This is a genomic window from Spirosoma profusum (assembly GCF_014699005.1).
GTDB classification, from domain to species: Bacteria; Bacteroidota; Bacteroidia; order Cytophagales; family Spirosomataceae; genus Spirosoma; species Spirosoma profusum.
Genome location: NZ_JACWZY010000066.1, coordinates 1 through 23,930 on the forward strand (window position 1 = coordinate 1; position 23,930 = coordinate 23,930).

The 23,930-nt window shown below is 48.4% G+C and carries 20 protein-coding genes and 3 pseudogenes; 17 read left to right on the top strand and 6 right to left on the bottom strand.

The window, feature by feature from the left end:
* Positions 1-334: 334 nt before the first annotated feature.
* From IC229_RS34055 to IC229_RS34080, 6 genes are all read left to right on the top strand, one after another.
* Positions 335-862, top strand: a complete 528-nt coding sequence (locus IC229_RS34055; RefSeq protein WP_190893347.1) for a hypothetical protein — start codon at positions 335-337, stop codon at positions 860-862.
* A gap of 828 nt (positions 863-1,690) precedes the next feature.
* The gene (locus IC229_RS34060; RefSeq protein WP_190893349.1) at positions 1,691-2,317 is read left to right on the top strand and encodes a helix-turn-helix domain-containing protein; all 627 of its coding nucleotides are present in this window, start codon (positions 1,691-1,693) and stop codon (positions 2,315-2,317) included.
* Between the two features lie 108 nt (positions 2,318-2,425).
* Positions 2,426-3,760, top strand: a complete 1,335-nt coding sequence (locus tag IC229_RS34065) for a serine hydrolase (protein WP_190893351.1) — start codon at positions 2,426-2,428, stop codon at positions 3,758-3,760.
* A 211-nt stretch (positions 3,761-3,971) separates the two neighbouring features.
* Entirely contained in the window at positions 3,972-4,250 is a 279-nt protein-coding gene (locus tag IC229_RS34070) for a hypothetical protein (RefSeq protein WP_190893353.1), read from the top strand.
* 443 nt (positions 4,251-4,693) lie between these two features.
* Positions 4,694-5,119: a type II RES/Xre toxin-antitoxin system antitoxin gene (gene parS / locus IC229_RS34075; protein WP_190893355.1), complete on the top strand. Its 426-nt coding sequence runs from the start codon at positions 4,694-4,696 to the stop codon at positions 5,117-5,119.
* The gene (locus IC229_RS34080) at positions 5,119-5,610 is read left to right on the top strand and encodes an RES family NAD+ phosphorylase (RefSeq protein WP_190893357.1); all 492 of its coding nucleotides are present in this window, start codon (positions 5,119-5,121) and stop codon (positions 5,608-5,610) included. The genes parS and IC229_RS34080 overlap by 1 nt, the downstream gene beginning before the upstream one ends.
* A 191-nt stretch (positions 5,611-5,801) precedes the next feature.
* Here IC229_RS34080 and IC229_RS34085 read toward each other — a convergent pair whose 3' ends face one another.
* Together IC229_RS34085 and IC229_RS34090 are read right to left on the bottom strand one after the other, a co-directional pair.
* The gene (locus IC229_RS34085; RefSeq protein ID WP_190893359.1) at positions 5,802-7,382 is read right to left on the bottom strand and encodes a hypothetical protein; all 1,581 of its coding nucleotides are present in this window, start codon (positions 7,380-7,382) and stop codon (positions 5,802-5,804) included.
* Positions 7,383-7,721: 339 nt separating this feature from the next.
* Positions 7,722-9,755 carry a hypothetical protein gene (locus tag IC229_RS34090; protein WP_190893361.1) on the bottom strand — a complete coding sequence of 678 codons (2,034 nt, stop codon included), beginning with the start codon at positions 9,753-9,755 and terminating at the stop codon, positions 7,722-7,724.
* Between the two features lie 349 nt (positions 9,756-10,104).
* Here IC229_RS34090 and IC229_RS34095 point away from each other — a divergent pair, with 349 nt between their 5' ends.
* The 10 genes and pseudogenes from IC229_RS34095 (at position 10,105) to IC229_RS34145 (ending at position 21,122) form a co-directional block, all read left to right on the top strand.
* Positions 10,105-10,746 carry a response regulator gene (locus IC229_RS34095; protein WP_190893363.1) on the top strand — a complete coding sequence of 214 codons (642 nt, stop codon included), beginning with the start codon at positions 10,105-10,107 and terminating at the stop codon, positions 10,744-10,746.
* A gap of 70 nt (positions 10,747-10,816) precedes the next feature.
* A complete protein-coding gene (locus tag IC229_RS34100; protein WP_190893365.1) occupies positions 10,817-14,242 on the top strand; it encodes a ligand-binding sensor domain-containing protein in 3,426 nt (1,141 codons plus the stop codon).
* 630 nt (positions 14,243-14,872) lie between these two features.
* Positions 14,873-15,010, top strand: coding sequence for a hypothetical protein (locus tag IC229_RS34105; protein ID WP_190893367.1), 138 nt, complete (start codon positions 14,873-14,875; stop codon positions 15,008-15,010).
* Positions 15,011-15,025: 15 nt separating this feature from the next.
* Positions 15,026-15,346, top strand: a pseudogene (locus IC229_RS34110) (hypothetical protein); the annotation flags it as partial.
* A 48-nt stretch (positions 15,347-15,394) separates the two neighbouring features.
* Positions 15,395-15,676, top strand: a pseudogene (locus IC229_RS34115) (hypothetical protein); the annotation flags it as partial.
* A 278-nt stretch (positions 15,677-15,954) separates the two neighbouring features.
* Positions 15,955-16,905, top strand: coding sequence for a helix-turn-helix domain-containing protein (locus IC229_RS34120; RefSeq protein WP_190893373.1), 951 nt, complete (start codon positions 15,955-15,957; stop codon positions 16,903-16,905).
* A 14-nt stretch (positions 16,906-16,919) separates the two neighbouring features.
* Positions 16,920-17,918: pseudogene (locus IC229_RS35590) on the top strand (alpha/beta hydrolase).
* 267 nt (positions 17,919-18,185) lie between these two features.
* Positions 18,186-18,509: a helix-turn-helix domain-containing protein gene (locus IC229_RS34135; protein WP_190893379.1), complete on the top strand. Its 324-nt coding sequence runs from the start codon at positions 18,186-18,188 to the stop codon at positions 18,507-18,509.
* A gap of 125 nt (positions 18,510-18,634) precedes the next feature.
* A complete protein-coding gene (locus IC229_RS34140) occupies positions 18,635-19,204 on the top strand; it encodes an IS630 family transposase (RefSeq protein WP_190893380.1) in 570 nt (189 codons plus the stop codon).
* Between the two features lie 73 nt (positions 19,205-19,277).
* Positions 19,278-21,122 carry a M20/M25/M40 family metallo-hydrolase gene (locus IC229_RS34145; RefSeq protein WP_190893382.1) on the top strand — a complete coding sequence of 615 codons (1,845 nt, stop codon included), beginning with the start codon at positions 19,278-19,280 and terminating at the stop codon, positions 21,120-21,122.
* A gap of 119 nt (positions 21,123-21,241) precedes the next feature.
* On the opposite strand, the gene IC229_RS34150 is transcribed toward IC229_RS34145, so the two are convergent.
* The 3 genes from IC229_RS34150 to IC229_RS34160 all read right to left on the bottom strand — a co-directional run bounded on the left by IC229_RS34150 (position 21,242) and on the right by IC229_RS34160 (position 22,519).
* Positions 21,242-21,670, bottom strand: a complete 429-nt coding sequence (locus IC229_RS34150; protein WP_190893384.1) for a hypothetical protein — start codon at positions 21,668-21,670, stop codon at positions 21,242-21,244.
* Positions 21,667-21,930 carry a type II toxin-antitoxin system HicA family toxin gene (locus IC229_RS34155; protein WP_190893386.1) on the bottom strand — a complete coding sequence of 88 codons (264 nt, stop codon included), beginning with the start codon at positions 21,928-21,930 and terminating at the stop codon, positions 21,667-21,669. The genes IC229_RS34150 and IC229_RS34155 overlap by 4 nt, the downstream gene beginning before the upstream one ends.
* A 238-nt stretch (positions 21,931-22,168) precedes the next feature.
* Positions 22,169-22,519, bottom strand: coding sequence for a winged helix-turn-helix transcriptional regulator (locus IC229_RS34160; RefSeq protein ID WP_190893388.1), 351 nt, complete (start codon positions 22,517-22,519; stop codon positions 22,169-22,171).
* Between the two features lie 105 nt (positions 22,520-22,624).
* On the opposite strand from IC229_RS34160, the gene IC229_RS34165 reads away from it, so the two are divergent.
* Positions 22,625-23,545: an NmrA family NAD(P)-binding protein gene (locus IC229_RS34165; protein ID WP_317171697.1), complete on the top strand. Its 921-nt coding sequence runs from the start codon at positions 22,625-22,627 to the stop codon at positions 23,543-23,545.
* A gap of 53 nt (positions 23,546-23,598) precedes the next feature.
* Here the strand turns inward: IC229_RS34165 and IC229_RS34170 are convergent, their stop codons facing one another.
* Positions 23,599-23,814: a hypothetical protein gene (locus tag IC229_RS34170; RefSeq protein ID WP_190893392.1), complete on the bottom strand. Its 216-nt coding sequence runs from the start codon at positions 23,812-23,814 to the stop codon at positions 23,599-23,601.
* Positions 23,815-23,930 lie beyond the last annotated feature (116 nt).

The window sequence follows — 23,930 nt, forward strand, 5'->3', positions numbered from 1 at the left end:
AGCACGTAGAACTGAGTTTGGCGACCCAAAACTACGACCCGACTGCGGCCTTTGGTTGTGATCATTACTTTTTATGGACGACCAAAGAAGTATACTATTGAAAATGTAGGTGGCCTAATTCATAACGAATTGTGGGTACCATCTGAAGAGTTAGAAGAGTTCAATAACAACATTGTAGGGGTTATTGAGGTGGTCGAGTCATATGGGAAGTAATTGAATCTTTCTCCCATCAATTATTTCTCACAATACCCTCCCAATTGAGACTAAGCGTGACTATAAATCGGGCATTAGGTAGATCGTAACTATAGCTTTTAGGCCATGAATCTCTCCCCCAATGCATTACACCGAGTTTATTATTGTCTGGACACTGTCTGTCGTAACTAGTCTCGCCTTCATGCTATACCCCGTTTTTCTAAACAGGGCGTTAAAAAAAGCTATACTCCACTTTAGCAAGCAACTCCAACAAAATCCGGTTCTGGGTGAAGAATTCGCTCTGACGCTGTACAGACCTGTAGATAGGATGAGCTTTAAAGCTGAAATGGAAATCAACGAGTTGATGACTCGCTTAAGCAGCTTGCCTGGGCAAGTCGGCGGTTTTTTTATTTATTACAAGCAGTGGGTAGACCCCGACAATTACCTGGTCATTACCACGGTAAACTATTTGCGGCCCTATGAGACGGGGCATGAGTTAGTGACCAGGATTGGTCGGGGTGATCGTCTTACCTACAATTTAAATTTTGTAATTCAGCTTGACACCGCCCGAAATCAACTCATTGTCCTGTCGGATTTGTACGATACGTTGATCGACAAGAATTTACGAGCTGACTTTGCCAAAGCTATCTTTACAATGCTTCGGCAATAGCAATGTTGAATAAACAAGAAACTCCTTTATCCGTATGGCGAAGTATATGCTCCCGATCTGCTCGGTGTTAACGATTATTTTCTTTCTGCTTTACTTTCTCGACCCTCTGCATACAGGGTTGCATAACCGACACAATACCAATGGTATACTGGTTTTATATGGGGTAGTCGGCCTAGTCTATTTTATCAGGAAGTCTCTTTTCTATCCGTCGGTGAATATCCTGTTACTGATATTACTCATCTATTATCTTGCAGTAGGTTTATAAACCTAACAGAATATGGGAAGTAAACTACTCATCGGAATGCTCTTCATTTTAGGTTGGCTTCAACTGGCTCATACTTTAGCGGCATTCGTCCAATTGGGTAACCTTCACTGGCTTAAGCTGTTGGCTGGTCTGTTGTACTTTCTCCTCTCCGCTAGCGGCCACTATTGGGTTAAGGGGAATCCTCCTCGGAGCTAATCATGGTGTAATTAAACAGGTCTGAACCCGGCTGTTTGTACTTCCTATTCAGATTTTTCTCCTCCGGTTTTCGGCTAGCCGAGTTGGTAAGGGGCGGGGGAAAACCTGAATAGGTCACTCAATCGGGATTGGCTGCTTAGCGAGAAGGCAGTTTGAAAATATTGAATATAATAAAAGTCCAATAATTGATAAGTATAGAGGCTGTCTCAGAAAATTGGGTGTTTAAAAAGACTGTAAACTTGCAGCAATTCAACAAGGGAAAAGGGAAACTAGCAAGCGAAATCTTATCAGTTACTCTAGTTTAGGAACAGATAAGCTACATTTGAGCCCAGATCTAGGGCTTTAGTCATTCATCCATCCGTAAGCCAATGCAAACTAGTGCCTCCTCAATGGGTAATCCCGCTAAGCCAATCGAGGTGATGGGCTACCGGCTCAAAACCTTTCGCCGGCAACGAAACCTCTCTCAGGAAGAACTCGCAAATTTATCAGGGCTATCCTTACGCACCATCCAGCGACTGGAAAAAAGTGAATCGGTGGGTAGCGCCTATTCACTACGCACCTTGGCGAGGGCTTTTCAGCTAAACCCAGAGGACTTGATGGCTCCCCAATCATCTCTCAATACAATCTCCAACCCCGCCAGCTTGGCCAACCTGCTCCGACTTAACTGGAGTGCCTTGGCCGGTATCATCCTGCCCCTGGCCAATATTGTCCTACCGGCCATCCTGCTCTGGCGCTACCGACACGATCAACTCCTCAGACAGCAAGGGCAGCAGATTATTAACTTTCAAATAATTTGGACCCTCACTACCCTGTTGATGATGCTCGTCATCCCCTTATTGTTGGCCGGGTTATCTTTTCTAGTAGGGATGCCCATTCCCTTATTTATCCCCGTGTATATAGGTAGTCTGGAAACCTATTCTTTATCTTTCGCATTGCGCTCCAACTGCCGAATCAACCGTCATTTCTCGACAAATTGCCTACTGTTCTGTAAATGAGCCTTGTCATAAAATTGACGGGAAAATGGCATATCGCTTTTTTAGAGAATTTCGCTCAGCGCATCGAGCTTTGGCAGACTACTCTAGTTTAGCCATCTATCATCGCTCATGATTTGCAAGCGTGTATTTTTTCTCCTGATATTGAGTTGGGCTTATTGCGCCAACGCTCAGCCCGTTAACAAACAAATAAAAAAGCTAGTCGACACTTATGCTGCATTAGGTAAATTTAACGGCAGCATTCTGGTGGCCGCTCAGGGTAAAATTCTACTCAACAAGGGCTACGGTTACAAAGACATCAACCAGAAAACGCGCAATGATCCACAAACGATTTACCAGATTGCCTCCCTCACCAAGGCCTTCACGGCTACCCTGATCTTAAAGTTAGCCGAATCAAACCGTCTAGCCTTAACCAATAAAGTCAGCCAGTTTTATGCCGACTTCCCCAAAGGTGATAGCATTACTATTGACCAATTATTATCCCATACATCCGGCCTTTCGGATAATGGCGCTAACACGAAGACCAAAACGTATTCAGGTTCCGAAGAAGCTAAATTTTTGGCTGCCCTGAAAGACCGAGCGTTTGATTTTAGCCCTGGAACAGACTGGAAGTATAGTAATGCGGGCTACATCTTGCTGGGTTACATTATTGAACAGGTATGCGGCCAGAGTTACTATGATGCTGTGCGAACCTACCTATTTTCTCCGCTTCAATTGGACCATAGTGGGTTTGATTTTATTGGCCTGACCAGTCCAGATAAAGCAACGGGCTATTGGGAGTTCCCCGAAAGCGATACGGCTCAAGCAGCCACGCTAATTGATTATAGCGCTCCCCGAGCCGCCGGAGCCATCTATTCCACAACCGGTGATCTCTACCAATGGCATCAGGGCTTACAGACGGGCAAACTACTGAGCTTATCGTTACTTAACCGAGCGTACACTCCCGTAAAGAACAACTATGGCTATGGTTGGATCATTGATTCGGTGGCCAGGGTAAGAGTGGTTGGGCACAGTGGGGATATCTGGGGCTTTAAGTCCGAGTTGGCTAGGGTTCCAGCCGATGATATCTGTATCGTTATGCTCAACAACATAGAAGATGTGGATTTGCATATCATCACCTGCAAAATTCTGGCGATCCTGTATCAGCAGGCTTACCAATGGCCTGCCCGCACTAGAATTCAGCTTAGCCCCAAGCTGTTAAAGGAGTATGTAGGGGAGTATCTATTACGGCCAGGGGAATGGATAAAGGTAAGCCGTGAAGGCAATCGCCTTAAATCCACCACTACTCGCAAACAGGAGTTATATGCCCAAAAGAAGGACTATTTTCTATTGAACGATGGACATGAGCAACTCGAGGTTGTCTTTAATCGGAATTCCTCCGGAGTAGTAACGGATTTATCGTTTACACTTGGCGAACGGAAAGTGGTCTGCCCCAAAAAGGACTAGTTTTCTATTCTGAGAGTCACAACTCGGGCTGGGGAATTTTCTTACTGAGTATTGTTGGTCACTACTTACACAGAGTATGTTACTAACTGAAGTTGACAGTTAGTAAAAGTCTCAATAAGCGTTCCCACTTGAGACGATAAATTGCTTGCGATAATTGGTATATTAAGGCTTGTAAGCCACTTTTTTTATAAAATCTCAACGCTCATAGAGTATGAAATCCATCAACATTGCTATTGACCTCCGCTCGTTCTCGCTAGGCGCCTTTACTTTAGGCATTCTACTGACATTCATTAACTTCAAGCCCAACCGTCATGCGCAGCCCGAACCGGCGGTAGTGGATACCCGCCGATTTCAGGTGGTTGCCAGCGAGCATCAAACGATTATTCTGAACACCAAAACGGGACGGTTCATTCTCGATCCATTTGGCACGAACAAACCCAAATGGGTGATTGGCGATTTTGAGGAAGTACAAAAACGGGATGGTAAATAGTTCGACTTCCTGCTTAGCTTCTGAACCCCGTCGAACGAGTCTGGTCAACCATTTGCGCTTCTACCGTTAACAAGCTGGGCTCTCAATTCATTGATGGAGTCATTTGAGGGGGCGTGTAAAACACATAATATAAGTTAAAAACCTACCTTCTCTCTTTAATTCGGCCCAACTCAATGTTAAATCAGTCTCATGGGGGATTGGGAATTTTAGACAGCATTGCATAATCAAGTTGACCCTGGCAGCTTAGTAAATTGGGCATGCCATGTACATGCAATTCATGGCAAATCGCCATCAACTTTCGTTAATCTCAAGAAATGCTCCCCAAAATGAGACGTCTTTTTACCCAACTCCCTTCACACTTTTTGTCATTGTTGAACCGGAAGCATCAAAAGATAGTTACGACACTATCAAATGAGACTATAAGCCCTCTTTGGTGGTGCAATATGGCAACGCAAGCTTCTGCTTACATTAGCGAACAAAACCCCTTTCCTCAGCCTCTGACGGCTCTTCAACTCATTGACCGCTCTCGCCAAGGACTAATGGGCACTGAGGCCGGACACATTGCCAGGTTACTGGGAGTCACGGATAAGGAGATGGCTAGGTTACTTAATCAGTCAGTGGCTACCTTCCACCGACAGGCTAAGGTTGGGCGACTTGATGCCTCCACCTCCGAAAAGCTTCTGCTATTGGGTCGATTGGCTGGCTATGGAGCAACCGTTTTCCAAGACCAAGGCAAGTTTAACCGCTGGCTGTGTCGACCCTTACGGCTGTTAGGGGATCGGTCTCCCTTAGATCTGCTGGATAGCCCCACCGGTGTCCAGTTGATCGAAGACATCTTAGGGCGGATTGACTATGGAGTCTTCAGCTAATGGCCATCACTTTGTATCGTATCCAAACCGACGCGCATCGTGACAGCATTCTAGAGGGCATAGGGGCTAAACTACGGAGTGGGCGCTGGAATGCTAAAGGACGGCCTATGGTCTACACGGCCACTACCCCCGAACTATGTTTTCTAGAGTACATGGTGCATCTGGACGGCACGCCTTTAGCGGACCTGCCTCCGCTGATCCTATGTGAAATTGTCGTACCCGACCACTCAATCATCTTTGTAAGCGTGGAAGAACTGCCCCTTGGCTGGGATGATCCCTATGCCACCCCTGTAGGCTTGCCGCTTTTTGCCGACCAGCAGTTCGAACGCCACAAGAGTTTATGTTTGGCTTTACCTTCAGCTGTAGTTCCCCTGTCGCCTTCCCGCAATGTATTGTTAGACCCCTTACATGCTCAGCGTAGCGAGTGCCACGTCCTCTCGATTCAACCTTACCCGATTGATCCACGTTTACCAACGGCGGCATTAGCCTAAATGACAGGGCATTTTTGGTGATACCTTTTTATAGGCTAGTGTTAGCCGTCGCTTTAAATGGGCGATTAAAGAGACAATTAACTAATATGAATTGGGCCTATTAAAGTGCCGGTGAAGTCGTGCCTTTCACACGTTATCAGAGGAATACTTGTCAGTAAATAGTCGGTTAAACTGGCTGATAGTAACCTCTATCATAAAGGGTCTGATTTCGAACGATCTTGGCCCAACTTCTTCTTCAGTAGCTGTTTAACCAGCGCCTTGAATTCGTCTATTTCTTTCTGTTGTTGCTGATTGACTTGATTCGTTTTTTCTAACTGATCGATGCGTTGCTGTTGCTGATCGATGCGTTGCTGTTGCTGTTCGATTTTCTTATCCTGCTGGATACAGTACAAAGTCAACTCTTCGATCTTCTCCAGTAACGTAGCATCCATTTTGGCCGGATCAATGCCGTCTTTTACCACTTGCACAGCCGAGGGGACATTGGGTAAATGACCATGCCGCTGGATATGGGTTTCGATCTCGGCTAGTGATTTAAGCACATAGCCCTTTGCAAACACCTTATCGCTCCACTGATTTACGTTGTCAATACGGAGCTGGTGGCGGGCCAGCACCGTTTCGCCCTCTTCGTTAACGGTCAGAAACTGGTCGGTCATCCCGTTCCGTAGAGTAGGATTGAGCAGGTGGGTGAACTTGATGGTGCCGCTATTTTGCAGGCGAATGACACCCCGCACGTCGAGGGGGAACTGGGGGTTGTTGGTGCCGATGCCTACGGCCACGCTGGTGTTGGCGGGGTCGCCCAGGACGATGGCGTTGCTGCGGGCCACCGTGGCGTTGGCCCCGATGGCGACCGCGTTTTGGAGGGTACCGCTGGTGGGTTGGGTGTTGAAGCCCAGCATGGTGTTGTTGCTGCCGGTGGTGTTGTCGAAGCCTGCCTTGATGCCGAAAAAGGCATTGTTGTCGCCCTTGCTGTTGTTACCCGCATCATTGCCAAAATACGTGTTTTTCTGGCCGATAGTGTTATTGAGGCCTGCCCCTGAGCCCACAAAGGTATTATCGCTGCCTGTGGTGTTTTTCTGGCCGGCATCGTTGCCCACAAAGGTGTTGGCGTTGCCGGTGGTATTGTTCAAACCCGCCTGATTACCCACAAAGGCATTAAAGATCCCCTCCGTGTTGTAAGTACCAGCCTGATACCCGATAAAGGCATTATTTCTGCCCGTCGTATTGCTATACCCCGCCACATAACCTATAAAGGCATTATTGTATCCACCTGTATTGCTAAACCCCGACTTAGTACCTATAAAGGCATTATTGTATCCACCCGTATTGCTATACCCCGCCTCAGTACCTATAAAGGCATTATTGTATCCACCCGTATTGCTATACCCTGCATTATTACCGATAAAGGCATTAGTGCTCCCCGTCGTATTGTTCAAACCCGCCCCTGAGCCAATAAAGGAGTTATTGGTTCCACTTATGTTTTTCTGGCCCGCATTAATGCCTAAAAAGGTGTTGTAGTTCCCCTGTTTGTTACTCTTTCCCGTCCCAATTCCGACAAAGATGTTACCTTGGCCCGTCGTATTTGATTGGCCGGCCTGATAGCCCACAAAGGTGTTATCGGTACCCGTCATGGTGGTGTTACCGGCCTGTACACCTGTGATGACATTCCGAGCGCCCGGTGTGGTCGATATCGGTGAGGTGGCAATGTAGTTATCTTGCGCCGGTAGGGGGAAGCTCAGCAGCATGGTGAGCAGAAGGCTGTACAGTACTTTCATGACTAATACGTGTTTTTGGGGTTTGAATGGAGAAAAAGGATTTTATGGCTCATGAGAAAGCCAGGCCAGTTTGACCTGGTATACGTACTCATCCTTCGAACGCTACACAATCACCCGGCCGGGTGATTTTTAGGGGTGTTGTAGGGTCAAAAAACGCCTATTTGAGTGGTATTGTACACTTACTTCTTCCTGTTTCATGAAAACGCTCCTAAGTGAGAAGAAGGAACATTCATGTTTCTGCTCTATGAATGGGGCATTTTTTGGACGGTGGACTTGCAATCTTTTACTAGATAATACACTAAGAAACAGCTGTCTAAAAAATGCTGCAAGTCCAGTCGATTACTTCTTCTCCATGAGTTGTTTAACCAGCGCCTTGAGTTCATCGATTGCTTTTTGTTGCCGCTGATTGACTTGACTGATTCTTTCCAGTTGCTCGATTCGTCTTTGTTGCTTTTCTACCTTCTTGTCCTGCTGAATGCTGTACAGGGTCAATTCCTCAATTTTTTCCAGTAGCTTGGCGTCCATTTTGGCCGGGTCAACGCCTTCCTTGACTACCTCTTCCGCCGAGGGCACATTGGGTAAGTGGCCATGCTGGCGGATATGCGTTTCTACCTCAGGCAGTGGCTTAAGCGCATATCCTTTTTCAAACACCTTGTCACTCCACTGATTCACGTTGTCAATCCTCAGCCGCTGCTTGGCTAGTACGGTCTCCCCTACTTCGTTCACCGTTAAGAACTGATCGGTGGTGCCGTTATGTAGATTGGGATTAAGCAGATGGGTGAATTTAATGGTGCCGCTGTTTTGCAGGCGGATGATTCCCCGCACATCCAGCGGGAACTGGGGGTTGTTGGTGCCAATACCCACCGCCATACTGGAGTTGGTAGGATCACCCAGCACGATGGCATTGCTGCGGGCCACAGTGGCGTTGGCTCCAATGGCGACGGCGTTTTGCAGCGTACCGCTGGTGGGTCTGGCACTATAACCCAGCATGGTGTTATCGCTACCGGTGGTATTGTTGAGGCCCGCTTGAAATCCTAAAAAGGCATTCCCATCGCCGGTCGTGTTGCTGATGCCCGCCTGGTAGCCAATAAGGGCATTCCTCTCGCCGGTCGTAGTATTGTTACCGGTAGCCTGTCCAAAAAAGGTATTTGCCCCGCCGGTCGTAATGTTTTCGCCCGACCCATTGCCTAAAAAGGTGTTATCGTTCGCCGTCGTATTGCTGAGGCCCGCCCTATTGCCTATAAAGGTATTCCCTTGACCCGTCGTATTGTTGCTACCGGCCGTATTGCCTAAAAACGTATTATTTGCCCCTGACGTATTATTTACGCCAGCACTAACACCCAGGAACGTATTAAAAGAGCCATTGGTATTGGCTCGCCCCGCCACAACTCCTACAAACGTATTCGAACCTCCTGTCGTATTGGTTCTGCCAGCCTCATAGCCCAGAAATACATTATTACCCCCCGTGGTATTACTGAAACCTGACGAAGCCCCTAAAAAAGAATTTTGATTCCCTCCCTGGTTAGCAATACCGGCTGACATACCCAGGAACGTATTGCCAGAGCCAGTATTGTTATAGCCTGAGGCATGACCAAGAAACGTATTATTGTTACCAAACTGGTTGGCAATACCAGATGAAGTTCCTACAAACGTATTATAGCTGCCAGTGTTATTGGCAAAACCCGTTCCAGAGCCTATAAATGTATTCTCGCTACCACTGGTGTTACCGAATCCTGCCAGATAACCTACATAGGTACTACTCGAACCAGTCGTATTATTATACCCAGAGCCTCCTCCCATAAAGACATTTTTTTGGCCAGTGGTGGTTTTAAATCCCGAATTGGCTCCTATGAAAATATTCTCAGCGCCCGTAGTATTCGCTTTGCCGGCCTCAAAACCCAGAAAAGTATTGCTGCCTCCTGTCGTGTTCACCAGCCCCGCCCCCTGACCAATAAAGCTGTTCTGACTTGCTGACGTATTGGCCCGACCCGCCGATGTACCCAGGAACGTATTACCCGCGCCCGATGAGTTGTTGTATCCGGCCTCATTGCCCATAAACACATTGTAGCTCGCCGTGGTAATGGCTTGACCCGCGTAATAACCGACCAATACGTTCCCGGTTCCTGAGGAGACAAGGAATCCGGAATTCTGACCAACCAATACGTTCCGGGAGCCAGTGGTAAGTTGATTGCCGGCATTGGGCCCGACAACAGTGTTGGCATTACCCGTCAGGCCGGGATTGCCGGCAGCGTCGCCAATCAAAATATTAAATGTGCCTGGATTAACCGCGTTGGCGTTGTTTTGCACGTAGTTAGTCTGAGCCAGCAGGGGAGGGCTCACCAGAATGGCAAAAAAAATGTATCCCTTTTTCATGGCATTGATTAATAAGTTTATGGGTATTTAAATTGGTTGCTGAATTGATTATGAGATGAATATGTGATCAAAGTTGTCTGGTTTTTCAACGCTACGCAATCACCCGACCGGGTGATTTTTAGGGGCAATTCCCAGGCAAAAATCACCCGGCCGGGTGATTGCATCTGTAGTTATTTACCCTTATTTTGACCGCGTTTCAGCCTGGGAAAACAGGGTTTTTTTCGCAGAAAGCGCGAATGATACGCCCTGCCAACTGATTTTTCAGCCACGCTCCGGAGTTGTAAAATCACCCGGCCGGGTGATTGCGTACTGTAGGCTCACGCCCTACCTTTGTGCAAACACCTGGCTCATGAAAAAGACCCGAATCGGCCTCATCGAAGACAATAAAATTATCCGGGACAGTGTCTCCCGGTTTATCGGCTTTCATGAAGAGTTCGACGTAGTAAGCGTTCACGGTTCGGCCGAGTCATTCTTTTATAGTTGCCAGGTCAACCCCCAATTGAACGTGGACATTCTACTGCTGGACCTTGGTCTGCCGGGTCTGTCGGGGCTGAATGCACTCCCCCTTATTTTCGACCAAATGCCCGATGTCGACGTAGTGATCCTGACGACGTATGAGGAAGAGGACGTCATATTGAAAGCCTTGTGTTCAGGTGCCTGTTCCTACATTTCCAAGAAAGCCAGTCTGCCCGAAATTGTCGATGCGCTACGTATCGTGGTGCAGGGTGGTTCCTACATGTCGCCTTCGATAGCCCGCGAAATCGTGAATCACCTCATGGGGGGACGTATCAGCAAGGCCACCATTCTGACCGATCGACAAAAGGAAATTCTGGAAATGCTGGTCGATGGGAAAAGTTACGCGACTATTTCCGAACAGCTGTTTGTGTCAGTCGAAACGGTACGTTCACACGTGAAGAAATTGTACAAAGTGCTCCAGGTGAACAACAAGACCGAGGCCATTACCAAGTACATGAAAGGACAGATTGGTTGAGTCAACGTATTGATTATCTTTGACAAAACGCTATTTTAGCTTCTTTTCCACACCCTAGCCGTTTTGTTGCTTGAAAGCGCTTCCTTTCGTTACGTTCTGGGTCGTTCTGTACGGGCTGTCTTCCTGTAGACCGCACCGGCAACCTGCCCATGTGCCGCTTCAGGTTCCTACCGTAGTGGAAGCCAAGGGCCGGGTCGTTCCCAAAGACAGCATTCAGCTACCCATTCAAATTCCCATTCGTTCGCCAAAGTTGGTGAAAGCCGGAAAGCCCAAGGTTGTTATCCTAAAAGCAGAAGGGTATTCATCGGCGCTCCCCCCTCAAATACCCGTCGGTAATCCAACGATTTGCGTAGCGGGGCAACACGGCTACTCTTTACCGAAACGGGTAACTGCGCGTAAACACATCATACTAGCCGGCATTCCTGAAAAAATCCTGTCCAAAGCCCCGGCGTCGAAAGACCATAACCCCAAAAACATCACCACGTTTGGTTTAGAACATGGGCTGAAAAATCTCAATATCTCCGAAGTGGTGCAGGATAAATTGGGCAATCTCTGGATCGCAACGGGGTTCGGTGGCGTAGCCCGGTACGATGGTAAAACGTTTGCCTATTACACCGAACGGGAAGGCTTATCCAATAATACCGTATTGAGCATTTTGAAAGATTCGCACGGTAATTTATGGTTCGGTACCCAGTTAGGGGCCTCCAGATTTGACGGAAAGTACTTTACGAACTATACGGTAAATGATGGACTTCCAGCCAATATCGTGAACGAAATCATTGAAGATAAACGGGGCAACATCTGGTTTGCTACGTATGGAGGCATAACTCGCCTGGATATTCGACAGAACGTACTCACGCATTTCACCGTCAACGAAGGGCTACCATTTAACTTGGCCAACCGCATCTTTGAAGATAGCCACGGAACAATCTGGACGGGTACGTATCAACACGGCCTGTCGAGTCTGACCATCGATTATACGACCCATGGGGAAACGTATACCTTTAAAAATTATACCAAAAAAGAGGGCCTGCCAGGTGACAATGTGCTGGCTATTGCGGAAGATCACGATGGTAGTCTGTGGGTTGGCACCGACGAAGGAGTTGGGCACTACACCCCGGCTAGCGATAAACAGAAGCCCTTTTTCCGCCATTTCAATTCGCAGAATGGACTACCTGACAATACAGTCAATTCACTCTTGATCGATAAACGAAGTCGGGTGCTGATCGGCACCGAAAACGGTATCGCTATCTGTGAATCAGTCGATACCGGCCGCTCAAGCAGGTTTACCTATCTTACCGAAGCCGATGGTTTGCCTCATCATGGCATCCTGTCTTTATTTGACGATGCCAATGAAACGATCTGGGTTGGCACTGAACGAGGGCTGTCTAAATACAGTTTTAACGCCTTTACGTTGCTCACCGAAAAAGACGGTATTCCAGACAAGCTTATCCTGGCAATTATCGAAGATAAAAAAGGGGACATCTGGCTAGGAACGTATGGTGGTGGCGTCATTAAATACCAACGTCCGCAGCGTGACCGCCCTGGAGCCATTACGCATTACACGGTGAAGGAAGGCCTCAGCGACAACGTAGTGTACGCTCTTCATGAAGACGTAAACGGGCATATCTGGATGGGAACCCGCGATGGGGGTGTAACAAAATTCAGCCCTTCGCCTGATGGAAATGGGGGGACATTTACGCATTATACCGAGCAACAGGGGTTACTGTCCAACTTTGTCGTATCCATCCTTGAAGACCGCGATGGATATATCTGGTTCGCTCATCTAAGCAAAACCCTGGGGGGCGTCAGTAAATTTGATGGGAAAACCTTTACCAATTTTACCCGGGCTCAAGGATTGAATAGCCGGGATTTCTGGTCAATTGCGCAGGATAAGCGGGGTGATTTCTGGTTTGGCTCCTGGGGAGAAGGGCTTACCAAGTACGAACCGGCAATCGAGGGTCAGAAAGGCGTATTCACTCATTTCGATAAACGAGCGGGGCTTAGTAACGAGAAAATCCGCCCAATCTGGGTTGATGCGCGGGGGGCTGTCTGGTTCGGAACCATTGGCGGTGGCATCAACAAATACGAGGAAGGACTGGCTGGAAAACCCGCTCAGTTTACCCAGTATACGGAACGGGAAGGGCTCAGCAGCAACGATGTGCGCTCGATTCTGGAAGACCGAAACGGGACTATCTGGTTGGGCAATTATTACGGCATCAGTAAGTTTTCGCCCAATGAAACCCAATCCGGCAAATTGGTGGTCAGCTTCACCCAAGAAGATGGACTTCTGGGAATCGGCTGCTTGACCAATTCAATATGTGAAGACAGAACGGGCAAAATCTGGATCGGTACGTTAAAAAATCTGACGGTTTTCGATCCGTCTCTGATTCGCCCGGATACGTCCCTGCCCACTGTTCAATTGACCGACCTTAAACTGTTCAACGAACAAACGAGCTGGCGAACGGATACTACTTTCCTGCTACAAAATGGGATACGGGTAGGTAGTTTTGGCTTCAAAACCCTATCCGATTGGTACGCTATTCCCCAACAACTGAGTCTGCCCTACAACAACAATTTCATTACGTTCGATTTCGTCGGCATCAATATCCATACGCCCAAAACGGTACGTTACCAGTACCAATTAGAAGGATTGGAAGACAACTGGAGTGCGTCGTCGAGCCGTTCCGAAGCGGTTTATGGTAATTTAAGGCCTGGAAACTACGTGTTTAAAATAAGGGCACGGAACGGTGATGGCCGGTGGGGCAACATACTGAATTACTCGTTTTCGATACGTCCGCCCTGGTGGGTAACCTGGTGGGCCTATCTGCTGTATGGCCTGCTGGCAGCTGCCAGCATTTATGCCTGGATTCAATATCGAGTGCGGGAAGGCATCGAAAAAATCAAAGCGCAGGAGGCTATCCGTATCAAAATATCCAGCGACCTTCATGATGACGTGGGCTCTATTTTATCGGGACTGGCCATGCAATCGCAGTTGATGGCGTTAACGGCGTTGGAGGAACAGAAAGAGCCACTGGGCGAAATCAGTGCCATGAGCCACGATGCTATGGAGCGGATGCGCGACACAGTCTGGGCCATCGATTCGCGTAAAGACAAATACGAAAACCTGATCGACCGGATGCGGGCCTTTGCCGAACGAAACCTAAATCGGAAGCGCATCATCCACGAATTCGACATCGCCATCGATGACGCCCGGAAATTTATCGACCCCCAAAAGCGCCAGAATATCTACCTGATTTTCAAAGAAGCCATCACGAACATCGATAAACATTCCGATGCTACGCACGTAAGGATTGTCTTCCGTGAATCCAATCGGAATCTGTATCTGCTCATTCACGACAATGGTACGTCTAAAAAGGTAGCCAGCACCGATGGACTTGGCCTGCCCAACATGCAGATGCGGGCTACACGTATCGGTGGTATATTGCGTGTTACCAATGAAAACGGCTTTAAGATTGAACTCACGCTGGCATAGCAACCGATAGAGTTGCTCGCTCAAACTATGCTGAACACAATCTCAGCTAAGAGATTGACTTATTGGTCGGCACGGCAAAACGGGACCAGAATGAAAATAGGGTGTCAGAAAACTCAATTTCTAGCGCAGCTAAGCTTACGTTGATTGTATGACTGGACTTGCAATCTCTTACTGGACACTACACTAAGAAACAACTGTCTAAAAAAGGCCGCAAGTCCACTATTACTGGACAAAAAGCTAAGTAACATTTGTCTGGAAAGTAACAAGGGTAATCTCACAAATCCCTCCTACTTGAGACGAAGCAGCATTCATATATCTGCTTTATAATTGGGGCGTTAAAAGAGTCGCTGAACTAGCAGGAATTCCCGCTAAACATTGCCAAAGTTGCCTATGCCGAGGCGGTTGAGGTGCTAAGTAGTTCAGCCGCTTTTTTCAGAAAACGGCTAATTCTACCCAAAAATTTCACCTTTATGCCAAGGGGTGAACAATTCTCCACCTGCTTTAGCCCCCATTACAGTAATCTTGCACTCTTGATCGGGCCTCATGTCTACTCAGGGCTAACCCCAGGGGCAAAGCGGGCAACTCAGTGTATAGCTAAAATTTAATAGTTAACTTCTACTCTCTTTACGAATGTATCCCTTTCTATGTAGTTTACGTTCGGTAGGGCTCCAACTCCTCTCCATAGGATTTGTGGTCCTCCTGGCTTCATCGACCGGATTGGCGCAACTTATTATCACCACGGTGGTCGGTAGCGGCACGGCTGGCTAGAGTGGGGATGGGGGAGCGGCCACTGCGGCTAATCTCAGATATCCCTGGGCCGTGGCAGTGGATAGAAGCGGTAACCTCTTCATCGCTGATGTGAATAACCATCGCATCTGCAAAGTAAGTCCAGCTGGAGTGATCACCACAGTGGCTGGGGGTGGGCTTGTAGCTGGGGGTGCAGCAGATGGGGGACCAGCGACAAGCGCTGAGGTTAGGCCCAGGGATGTGGCGGTAGATGGTAGCGGTAACCTCTTCATCTGCGATGAAAGTGACCGTCGCATCCGCAAAGTAAGTCCAGCTGGGATAATCACCACGGTAGCTAGTACTGACAGTATTGGCTAAAGTGGGGATGGAGGCCCGGCCACATCGGCTCTTCTCTTTAATCCCACTGGCGTAGCAGTGGCTGGCAACGACTTCTTCATTGCTGATACGAGAAACCACCGCATTCGGAAGGTGAGTTGCGGCCCGCTGGTCAGCCTAAAGGCGGGCAGTTGGAGCGACCCGACGGTGTGGTACTGCAACCGGGTGCCCCTCAGCACGGATGTGGTTCGACTCAACCATGCCGTCAGTTTACCAGCCAACTACCAAGTCCAAGCCTTGCGGGTGATCTATTCGGCCACGGGTCGGCTCAACTTTGATCCCAATAGTAAGCTGGTATTCATCCAGCCATAGGTGAAAGGATGCGTACGATTTACTTTTTTTGCAGTTCTGCTGCTAGCCGTCTACTTTCCACGAGTTGGTAGTAGAGGGCTAGAGGTGTTTTAGCTGAGTGTGCTGGTCAAGACTTCATTTGGCTAGGGTTAACAACCGGGCGCACCCACAAATTTTGTATTCTCATAAATCCCTCCCAATTGAGACGAAGTTGTTTTCATGTATCTAGTTCCTAAATGGGGTGTATAAACGGACATGACGTTAGGCGTTTTGAACTAGGAAACCTTATCTTTAACCATATGGACGCAGGCAGCCTTTTTAACCCTATTCAGCACCACTATTCGCGTATGATCTGTCAAGGTTTTTTGCCCAGCCTCTCCTTGCGGCCTTTTATCAAAGACTATCAACTGCGGTACTTTACCTTCACCGACAAGACAGGACCAACTTATAAACCCTATGCCCCTCGGCCCGAACAAACCCTGGCTTTTTTCCCCAGAGGCTACGAACAGGTTGAATATGTGGACTCCGGCCAATTCATCAACCGCCCCCCTTCGGCTTTAATAGGGCAACAGATAGGACGTATCAATCGCCATTTGCAGGGCGAGGAGTTCTGTACGATCCTGGTCAATTTACACCCGGGGGTATTGCACCGATTTGTCGGTATTCCCTTCCATGAGTTGACCAACACCTTTATTGATGCTGAAGCCATCTTTCCCCCTGAAATCCGACGAGTCAATCAACGCTTAAGCAGTGTCCAGCAGCCAACGGAGATGATCGCTGTAATCGATGCCTATTTACTGCACCTGTTTAAGTCCATGAAAAACGATACGCACCCCATTGAGCTGGTGGCCAACCGCTTAATCGAATACCCCGAGGACTCCTCTATGCTGCAGCTGGCCGCCTCGAGTTGTTTTAGTGTCCGTCAGTTCGAACGTCGGTTTAAAGAGCGCATGGGCGTCAGCCCCAAGTTCTTTACCCGAGTAGCCCGGTTAACCAAGGCCTTTGGGATGAAGTACAACCAGCCAACCCTGGACTGGCTCAGTGTCGCTCTGTACTGCGGGTATTATGATTATCAGCATCTGGCCAAAGATTTTGTGGAACTGGCTGGTAGGACACCCAAGGCCTATTTGCTGGAAGACGCCACCCAAGCCCCCGAGCGGCAGCTTGGCCTCCAGGATTCTTCACTCACCGGTGAGAAAGTCGCTTTTTTACCACTAACCCAAGCCCAGAGCGTGTCAAGTTTGGGGTAAAAAATTTACTCCTGATGAAATCACTTCTTTTCCTTGTTCTGGTCTTGGCGGCTAGCTACGTGCTAGCCCAAAATCAACCTTGCCAAACGGGTAAACTCGATGCCCGCGTAGCTCTCGCGCTAAAAACCGTACTGAAGGAGTTGCCTTCCTCCCCGACGGCCTCTGTGGAACAAATTCGGGATGTAAACATTCCCGTACGCCTGTTCCCTCGATCGGATGTGCAGGCCTTGACGATTACGGCCGATAGTATCCCTATTCAAATCTACAATCCGGCTCATTTATCGGGTTTACCCATTCTGATCTATTATCATCCCGGTGGGTTTGTCACGCCCTTACTGCCCTTTATGCAATATGATTGCTGGCGACAGGCTAAAGCTTATAAGGCCCTGGTGATTGCGGTGGATTACCGGGTAGCCCCCGAACATCGGTTTCCGGCAGCGGTTGAGGATGCCTACCGGGCTTTCCAATGGGTTCCCAACCACGGCTAAACGCTTGGTGGTGACACGAGCCGAATTATGGTGCTGGGTTTAAGTGCGGGGGGCAATCTGGCGGCCGTGGTATGCCAGAAGGCCCAACAAGAGGGTCAGGCTCACAAGATTAAATTACAGGTCTTACATTGCCCCTCGACTGACCATCCGCAACATAGTGGTCAGTATCCGTCTTATCAGCAGTATGGGTCAGGTTATTTTTTAACCAAAGCGTTTAGCAAGTATGCGATGCAAACGTACGCGCCTGGCATAGACGAGCATCACCCCGAGGTAGCCCCCATTCAGCGTCCTTCGGTGAGTGGCTTGCCCCCGGCCTTGATTCTAACGGCCGAATTTGATCCGTTTCGGGATGAAGGGCATGCGTATTATGAGCGGCTCCGCCAAGCCGGAGTACCTGGATGGTATCACTGTTTTTCGGGTCAGATCCATTGTCTGTTGGGTCTACCTGCGGATGCCAAAGAGCTGGGTCAACTGGACGAATTAGTGATTAAGGCGATGGGGTCGGTTTGGGGTAATAGCCGCTAAAAGCTAGACAGAATGCCATTGATTTCGTCCCCTAACGCCATTTTGCAATTGTATCGCAAAAACGCTCCCATGTGAGACGAAGTAATTTCCATAAATCTGATTCTTAACTGGTTAGAGTGCAGCTACTCTCCTGCGGTTGCCTTTCAATAGACCCGCTACTGCCAAGCCGAGGGTGAGCCACATATACAAGATCAATAAACTAAGTACTAAGACAGATTTATTTATGCAATGTGTTAGCTTTGTGGTATGCGCCCCCGCTTCGCCACCTTGACTCCTGATGAAGAACGCACCCTGCGGGAAGCTCATCAGCATGGGTCCCAATTTCAGTTCCGTAACCGATGTTTGTGCATTCTGCTAAGTCATCAACAACAATCAGTAAGCTGGCTCAAAGACCATTTCCAGGTTTCCCGACTGACGATCTATAACTGGCTCGATGCTTGGGAGCAACAAGGCCTGCGAGGACTTTATAATCAGCCGGGGCAAGGCCGTAAGCCCATTCTCACCTTAGCTGATGAACCCCTCATCAACCAACAAGTCAGCGCCCATGCCCAGCAGTTAAAACGGCCCGACAAGCTCTGCGCCAAGAACTGAACCGCGAGTTCAGCCACAAAACCCTCCAACGCTTTTTAAAAAGTGTGGCTGGCGATGGAAACGTATCCGACGGGGTGTAAAGTTGTTTCGACCAGCTAATTATCTGGACAAACTGGAGAGCTTGATTGATTTGCAAACGCTGGCTGCTGAAGGCCATATCGAACGGTCCGCCGTCGCGGTTGTTTTACGGGGATGAGTCTGGATTTAGTCTGATACCCGTCGTGCCTTATGGCTGGCAGGTGGCAGGCCACTCGCTGGAACGACCTAGCCAGTCCAGCCGCCGATTCAACGTACTGGCCTGGCTCAATCAAGCTGGCGAGTTGGTCAGTTTTACCAGTCCAGTGAGCATTAACAGTAGGTTTGTGATTGGCTGTGTGGATGAGTGGGTAAGTAGCTTAACTGGCCCCACAGTGTTGGTGTTGGACAATGCGCCCATGCATCGCTCGAAGAGCTTCCGAGCGTGTTTTGAGCGCTGGCAGCAAGCGGGCTTGTATGTGTTTTTCCTGCCCGCGTACAGTCCCCATTTGAACAAGGCGGAGTGTTTGTGGCGCAAAATAAAGTATGAATGGCTGGACACAGCCGCTTATGCCAGTTATGAGGCCTTGACGCAGGCGGTCAAGAGTATCTTGGCTGAGTTTGGGCACAAATACACGATCCAGTTTGCTCAAAACCATTGTACAATTAATTCTGTCTGATCACTTAAATAAATGATCGAACACTATACCATCATCAGCTCGGAAACGTTTTGGCTTTAACCATTCATAGTCAATGCGAACCCTTAAAGCAGCTCTGAGTAGCATACTCCTTCTTGGGCTAATGACCCCATCGTTGGGACAAGCTTTGAACGACAGTTTGATCCTGGAGAAAATCAAAGCTGCCGCTTCTACTCACTCCTCGATTTCCCCAACCATTACCCAACTAGCCGACATTAATGGCCCTCGCTTGCTGGGCACGCTTAACTATTTTAAGTCTGCTGAGTGGATAAAACACCAATTAGGATCCTTCGGTGTGGATTCCGCTTATTTCCAATCGTTTGATCAACAGTTCCGGGGCTGGACAATCAACTCGTTTAATGTCGAAATGACCACCCCTAGCTTTATGCATATAGCCGCTTACCCCTTAGCTTATACCAACGCTACCAAAGGAACTGTGGCCGGGCCGGTTGTTTTGTTGGAAGAGATCGACAGCCTAAAAACCCTAAAAGGGAAACTTAAAAACAAGATCCTCTTGCTGGGGCAGGATTTTCGCTCGTTTACGGCCGCTCAAAAAATCTATTCCGAACTACTTAGTAAGCAATTGCTGCAACAAGCTGCTGACAATCCTGACCCCAACGACTTGCTAATTGGCTATCACAGCCGACGCTCCACCCAACAAGTCATCGCTGCCCAGGAAAGAAGAAGGCATCAAATGAAGCCCTTCTTTGAGTTCTGCCAACGAGAAGGCGTGCTGGCCTTACTGGAGCCCAGTGACTATCCCTATGGCATTTTGCACATTGATGGTAACCGCAATATTCCTTCCTATCGATACGTGCATGATATCAAGCCTATCGCTTCGTTTGTCATCGCCAATGAACATTTCGGCCGACTAGTGCGCCTGATCAAACAGGGTATAACCCCTCGCCTAAAACTCCATCTTGATGCCACCTATCACTACAATCCCACGTATAATATCAATGTCATTGCTGCCATTAAGGGGTCTGATCTTAAGTTAGCTAGGGAACAAGTCATTATTGGGGCTCATTTAGATTCTTGGCATGGTGGTAGCGGTGCGGTGGATAATGCGGCCGGTTGTGCGGTGATGATCGAAGCCATTCGCCTGCTAAAAGCAGCGGGCTTAGCTCCGCGAAGAACCCTAAAACTAGCTTTATGGGGTGGTGAAGAACAGGTGTTTGCCGGGTCGTTGGGCTATATCAATGCGCGGGTCGGCGATCTGATGAGTGGGCAAGCGAAGCCCGATTATTCAGCCATATCCGCCTATTTTAATCTGGATAATGGTACAGGTAAGATCAGGGGCATCTATGCGCAGGGGAATGCAAAAGTAAAGCCCATCTTTAAGGAGTATTTTGCTCCCTTTAAACAGGCGGGAAATGCCACTATTACCCTGCAAAATAGTAATCAAACCGATCATGAGCTCTTTGATGCGCTCAATATTCCTGCCTTTCAATTTATTCAGGAACCCTTAAACTATCTCTCGGCCATTCATCACACCAACTTGGATGTAGCCGAGTATGTGAACCGCCCTGATCTGAGGGATAATGCTATCCTGGTAGCTTATTTGGTCTATAAGGTGGCCATGCGAGACAGCCTGCTGCCCCGGCGGGATTACATCAGCGTCTTGCCCAGCCGAGTAGGGAATACCGAGTTTTTTCTCAAGGGTTTTGAGCAGGCCCAATCGGTATCGTTGGTGAGCGATTTCAATAACTGGAACATGTTTGGAACCCCTTTGGCCAAAGTTAGTGGCGGCTGGACTTGCCAATTATCGTTGCCCCCAGGGCGTTATTTATACAAATATATCGTCGATGGCGATTGGACATCTGATCCCCAAACGCCTGGGAAATATCTTTTACGAGATGGTAAAGGGCATGCCGGTTTAACCGAGTTGGTTGTAAAATAAGCACCACTAGGAGTCAAGTTTATCACCTGTCTATTTCTTACTAAAACGCTCCCAGATGAGACCAGGGAGTATTTATAATTCGGGCGTTTGACGAGTACGATTGAATTCCAAAAGTCTCTTCAATGAGACACGGATATCTGTCGTAACTCATTGGCTAAGTCGTGAATCGCTGTTTGGATTTTATTGGCTTGGGCTTGGGACGCCCGTTTATTGCCTGACACATATTGTTGCAAAAGATTGGGATTGATTCCAGCTCTTGCCGCGATGGCTGATATTTTCAGCTCTGGATAAAGCTCAAAGAAGGCCGCTAAATTGTATTCACACTGGAAATCGAAATCGTCAACCAGTAGGTCTTTCCAAGGCGTAGCTTGTTTACCTTCATGCTCCAAATAATCCGCCAGCAAGTTTTTTAGCTTCACCAGAATAGCTGGAATGGAATCCGCTTGGGTTGTAAATAAAAAGTTATCTGCTTTGAGTTGAGCGGCAAATTCCTTGCTTCCCCATTCGATTCGGACAGGTAGAGTCACTTTTTTTGTTACAATATTCATAACCCTAAATTACTGAAAAGGCGTTGCCAAGCTTTCCATACATTTCTTGGATTGAAAGCGAGTTTACGAACCCTGGCTTTTAGTCCTGCGGCTTTAAAAATGTCATTGAGTAGCTCAATTTTAAGCGGCTGCTTCCCTAAGTCGGGAATAGATATTAGATGACTATGGTCAGGATGACTGAAAAGTAAATCAGCTCCCACTTGTCTAATTTGTTGCCATCCAGCTCTTTTCAGAATCGTAATCAGCATTGAGGTTTTCATATGGGGTAATTTTTTGCTTATAAAGGTAATAAAAATATTACCTCACAAACATAATAGGTAATATTTTTATTGCCTATTATGTAGTTAGTCCAATGAAATTCCGAACGGATATTGGTGAGATTTTACTACGGGTGGTTGGAGAGGAGGGCTAAATCTTATATAACGCTCCTACTTGATGCATTCAGGGCTTCATCGCAGAAGTCAAACTCGCCGTGCCGGTAGAGGTGCTGCCAACCCCTTACTCCTCCCTGATCCGGTCGTGGTGGTTTTTACCCCAGGCAATCATTTCCAAAATCATGGTCTGCAACGTATCGCAATACGAAGAAGTCGTGTACTCCACGGTGGGGGGCGAGGTGTCATACACCCGCCGCACCACTAGCTTGTTCTGTTCCAGGGCCTTGAGTTCCGTGGACAAGACTTTGGTGGTAATACCTTGCACGCTCCGTTGGATGTCGCGGAAGCGGCTGTTGCCCTGGTGGACAGCCACCAGAATGGGGAGCTTCCACTTCCCGTTGACTACGTATAGGGTATCCTGAAGGTGGCGTATTTGCTGCGCAGCAGCGGCTTTGTCCGGTTGTATATCTGGCATCCTTTAGGTAACTGGCATCTTTTGTAAACCAGTTGCGGCCTAAATTTACAGAAAGTTAACCGATGAACATGAATCAGATTCCAAAACCAGTCATCCTGGTAGCGGGTGCCGCCGGCCTCCAGGGAGGGGCCGTCATTAAGGCCTTCGAAAGGTGATGTCGCGATACGAGCCATTGTGCGCAATAAGAACAGCGAAGCTGCCCAAGCCTTAGTTGCCAAAAATATCGAGGTGTTCGAAACCACGTTCGATGACTTAGCAGGCTTGACCAAGGCGGCACAAGGGGCGACCGGGGTCTTCTCCGTGCAAATGGGTACCCACCCCGGCAACAAAGGGGAGGAAAGGCGGCATGCCACCAATTTAGTGGCGGCTGCCAAGGCAGCGGGCGTGCAGCAGTTCGTGCATACCTCGGTGGCGCGGGCCGGTGAGCACAAACACTTTGTGGATTGGGATAAAGGCCGCTGGGAGCCCTTGTATTGGCAGGAAAAAGCCGCTGCTATCGAGGCCGTGAAAGCTGCGGGCTTCCCGTATTGGACCATCCTGAAACCCCCGTTTTTGATGGAGAATTTGCTGCCACCTCGGGATGCAGGCCTGTTCCCCCTGATTGCCCAAGGCAAGCTGAACACGCCCATTGCCTCGAACACCAAAACGGACTGGTTAACGGCGCAGGATATTGGCCGCTTTGCTGCCGAAGCCTTTACCCAGCCGGAGAAATTCAACCATAAAGAACTCTCGATAGTGGGGGATAAACTCACGATGGCCGAGGTGGCCGAGGCACTGTCCGCCGTGACCGGTAAACGATTTGAAGCCACCAGTCTAACCGTGGAGGAAGCCGCCGCCAGCGGCTTGTTTAAATGGGGAGTTGAGACCTATACTTGGCAGAATGTGGAAGGGTATCAAGTGGACCCACAAGAGGCTGCCGACTACGGCATCCAACCCGAATCGCTGAAGGCCTTTCTGGAGAACCATAAATCATTCCTGCAAGCCCGATATGCTGGCTTAGCCAAAGCCAAGGTCAACGATATATGAGCGTTTGTGTAAGACAGATATTAACAAAATTACTGTCTTACATAAACGCTCTTTTACTTGACACGAGTAAATGTCTGGTCTAAATCTTTTTTCCATGTTTCACCGCCCTCACATAGTTCACCTTTTCCCAAAACCGTATTCCCATTATCGGTAATGGTCCAGCTATAACGTTGCGAAAAGCCAGGCACATCGCGCCACCATTTCACCACGTTACCCTCAACGGAAACCTCATACTTTCGCGAAATCTTCCGCTCGTCGAAGAAGAGCATAACTAATTCGCCTGTAGCCTCGTCACTGCCGAAAATGCCGGTAGTGGCTTAATTGCGTTTATCGGCAAAGAAAATTTGATTGATGAACAGACCGATTACTGCGTCGTGAATGAGGA

What these genes read in the sequence shown, in the direction of transcription:
- IC229_RS34055 (WP_190893347.1), top strand. Translation starts at nt 335, where the DNA reads ATGCATTACACCGAGTTTATTATTGTCTGGACACTGTCTGTCGTAACT.
- IC229_RS34060 (WP_190893349.1), top strand. Translation starts at nt 1,691, where the DNA reads ATGCAAACTAGTGCCTCCTCAATGGGTAATCCCGCTAAGCCAATCGAG.
- IC229_RS34065 (WP_190893351.1), top strand. Translation starts at nt 2,426, where the DNA reads ATGATTTGCAAGCGTGTATTTTTTCTCCTGATATTGAGTTGGGCTTAT.
- IC229_RS34070 (WP_190893353.1), top strand. Translation starts at nt 3,972, where the DNA reads ATGAAATCCATCAACATTGCTATTGACCTCCGCTCGTTCTCGCTAGGC.
- parS (WP_190893355.1), top strand. Translation starts at nt 4,694, where the DNA reads ATGGCAACGCAAGCTTCTGCTTACATTAGCGAACAAAACCCCTTTCCT.
- IC229_RS34080 (WP_190893357.1), top strand. Translation starts at nt 5,119, where the DNA reads ATGGCCATCACTTTGTATCGTATCCAAACCGACGCGCATCGTGACAGC.
- IC229_RS34085 (WP_190893359.1), bottom strand. Translation starts at nt 7,382, where the DNA reads ATGAAAGTACTGTACAGCCTTCTGCTCACCATGCTGCTGAGCTTCCCC.
- IC229_RS34090 (WP_190893361.1), bottom strand. Translation starts at nt 9,755, where the DNA reads ATGAAAAAGGGATACATTTTTTTTGCCATTCTGGTGAGCCCTCCCCTG.
- IC229_RS34095 (WP_190893363.1), top strand. Translation starts at nt 10,105, where the DNA reads ATGAAAAAGACCCGAATCGGCCTCATCGAAGACAATAAAATTATCCGG.
- IC229_RS34105 (WP_190893367.1), top strand. Translation starts at nt 14,873, where the DNA reads ATGTATCCCTTTCTATGTAGTTTACGTTCGGTAGGGCTCCAACTCCTC.
- IC229_RS34120 (WP_190893373.1), top strand. Translation starts at nt 15,955, where the DNA reads ATGGACGCAGGCAGCCTTTTTAACCCTATTCAGCACCACTATTCGCGT.
- IC229_RS34145 (WP_190893382.1), top strand. Translation starts at nt 19,278, where the DNA reads ATGCGAACCCTTAAAGCAGCTCTGAGTAGCATACTCCTTCTTGGGCTA.
- IC229_RS34150 (WP_190893384.1), bottom strand. Translation starts at nt 21,670, where the DNA reads ATGAATATTGTAACAAAAAAAGTGACTCTACCTGTCCGAATCGAATGG.
- IC229_RS34155 (WP_190893386.1), bottom strand. Translation starts at nt 21,930, where the DNA reads ATGAAAACCTCAATGCTGATTACGATTCTGAAAAGAGCTGGATGGCAA.
- IC229_RS34160 (WP_190893388.1), bottom strand. Translation starts at nt 22,519, where the DNA reads ATGCCAGATATACAACCGGACAAAGCCGCTGCTGCGCAGCAAATACGC.
- IC229_RS34170 (WP_190893392.1), bottom strand. Translation starts at nt 23,814, where the DNA reads ATGCTCTTCTTCGACGAGCGGAAGATTTCGCGAAAGTATGAGGTTTCC.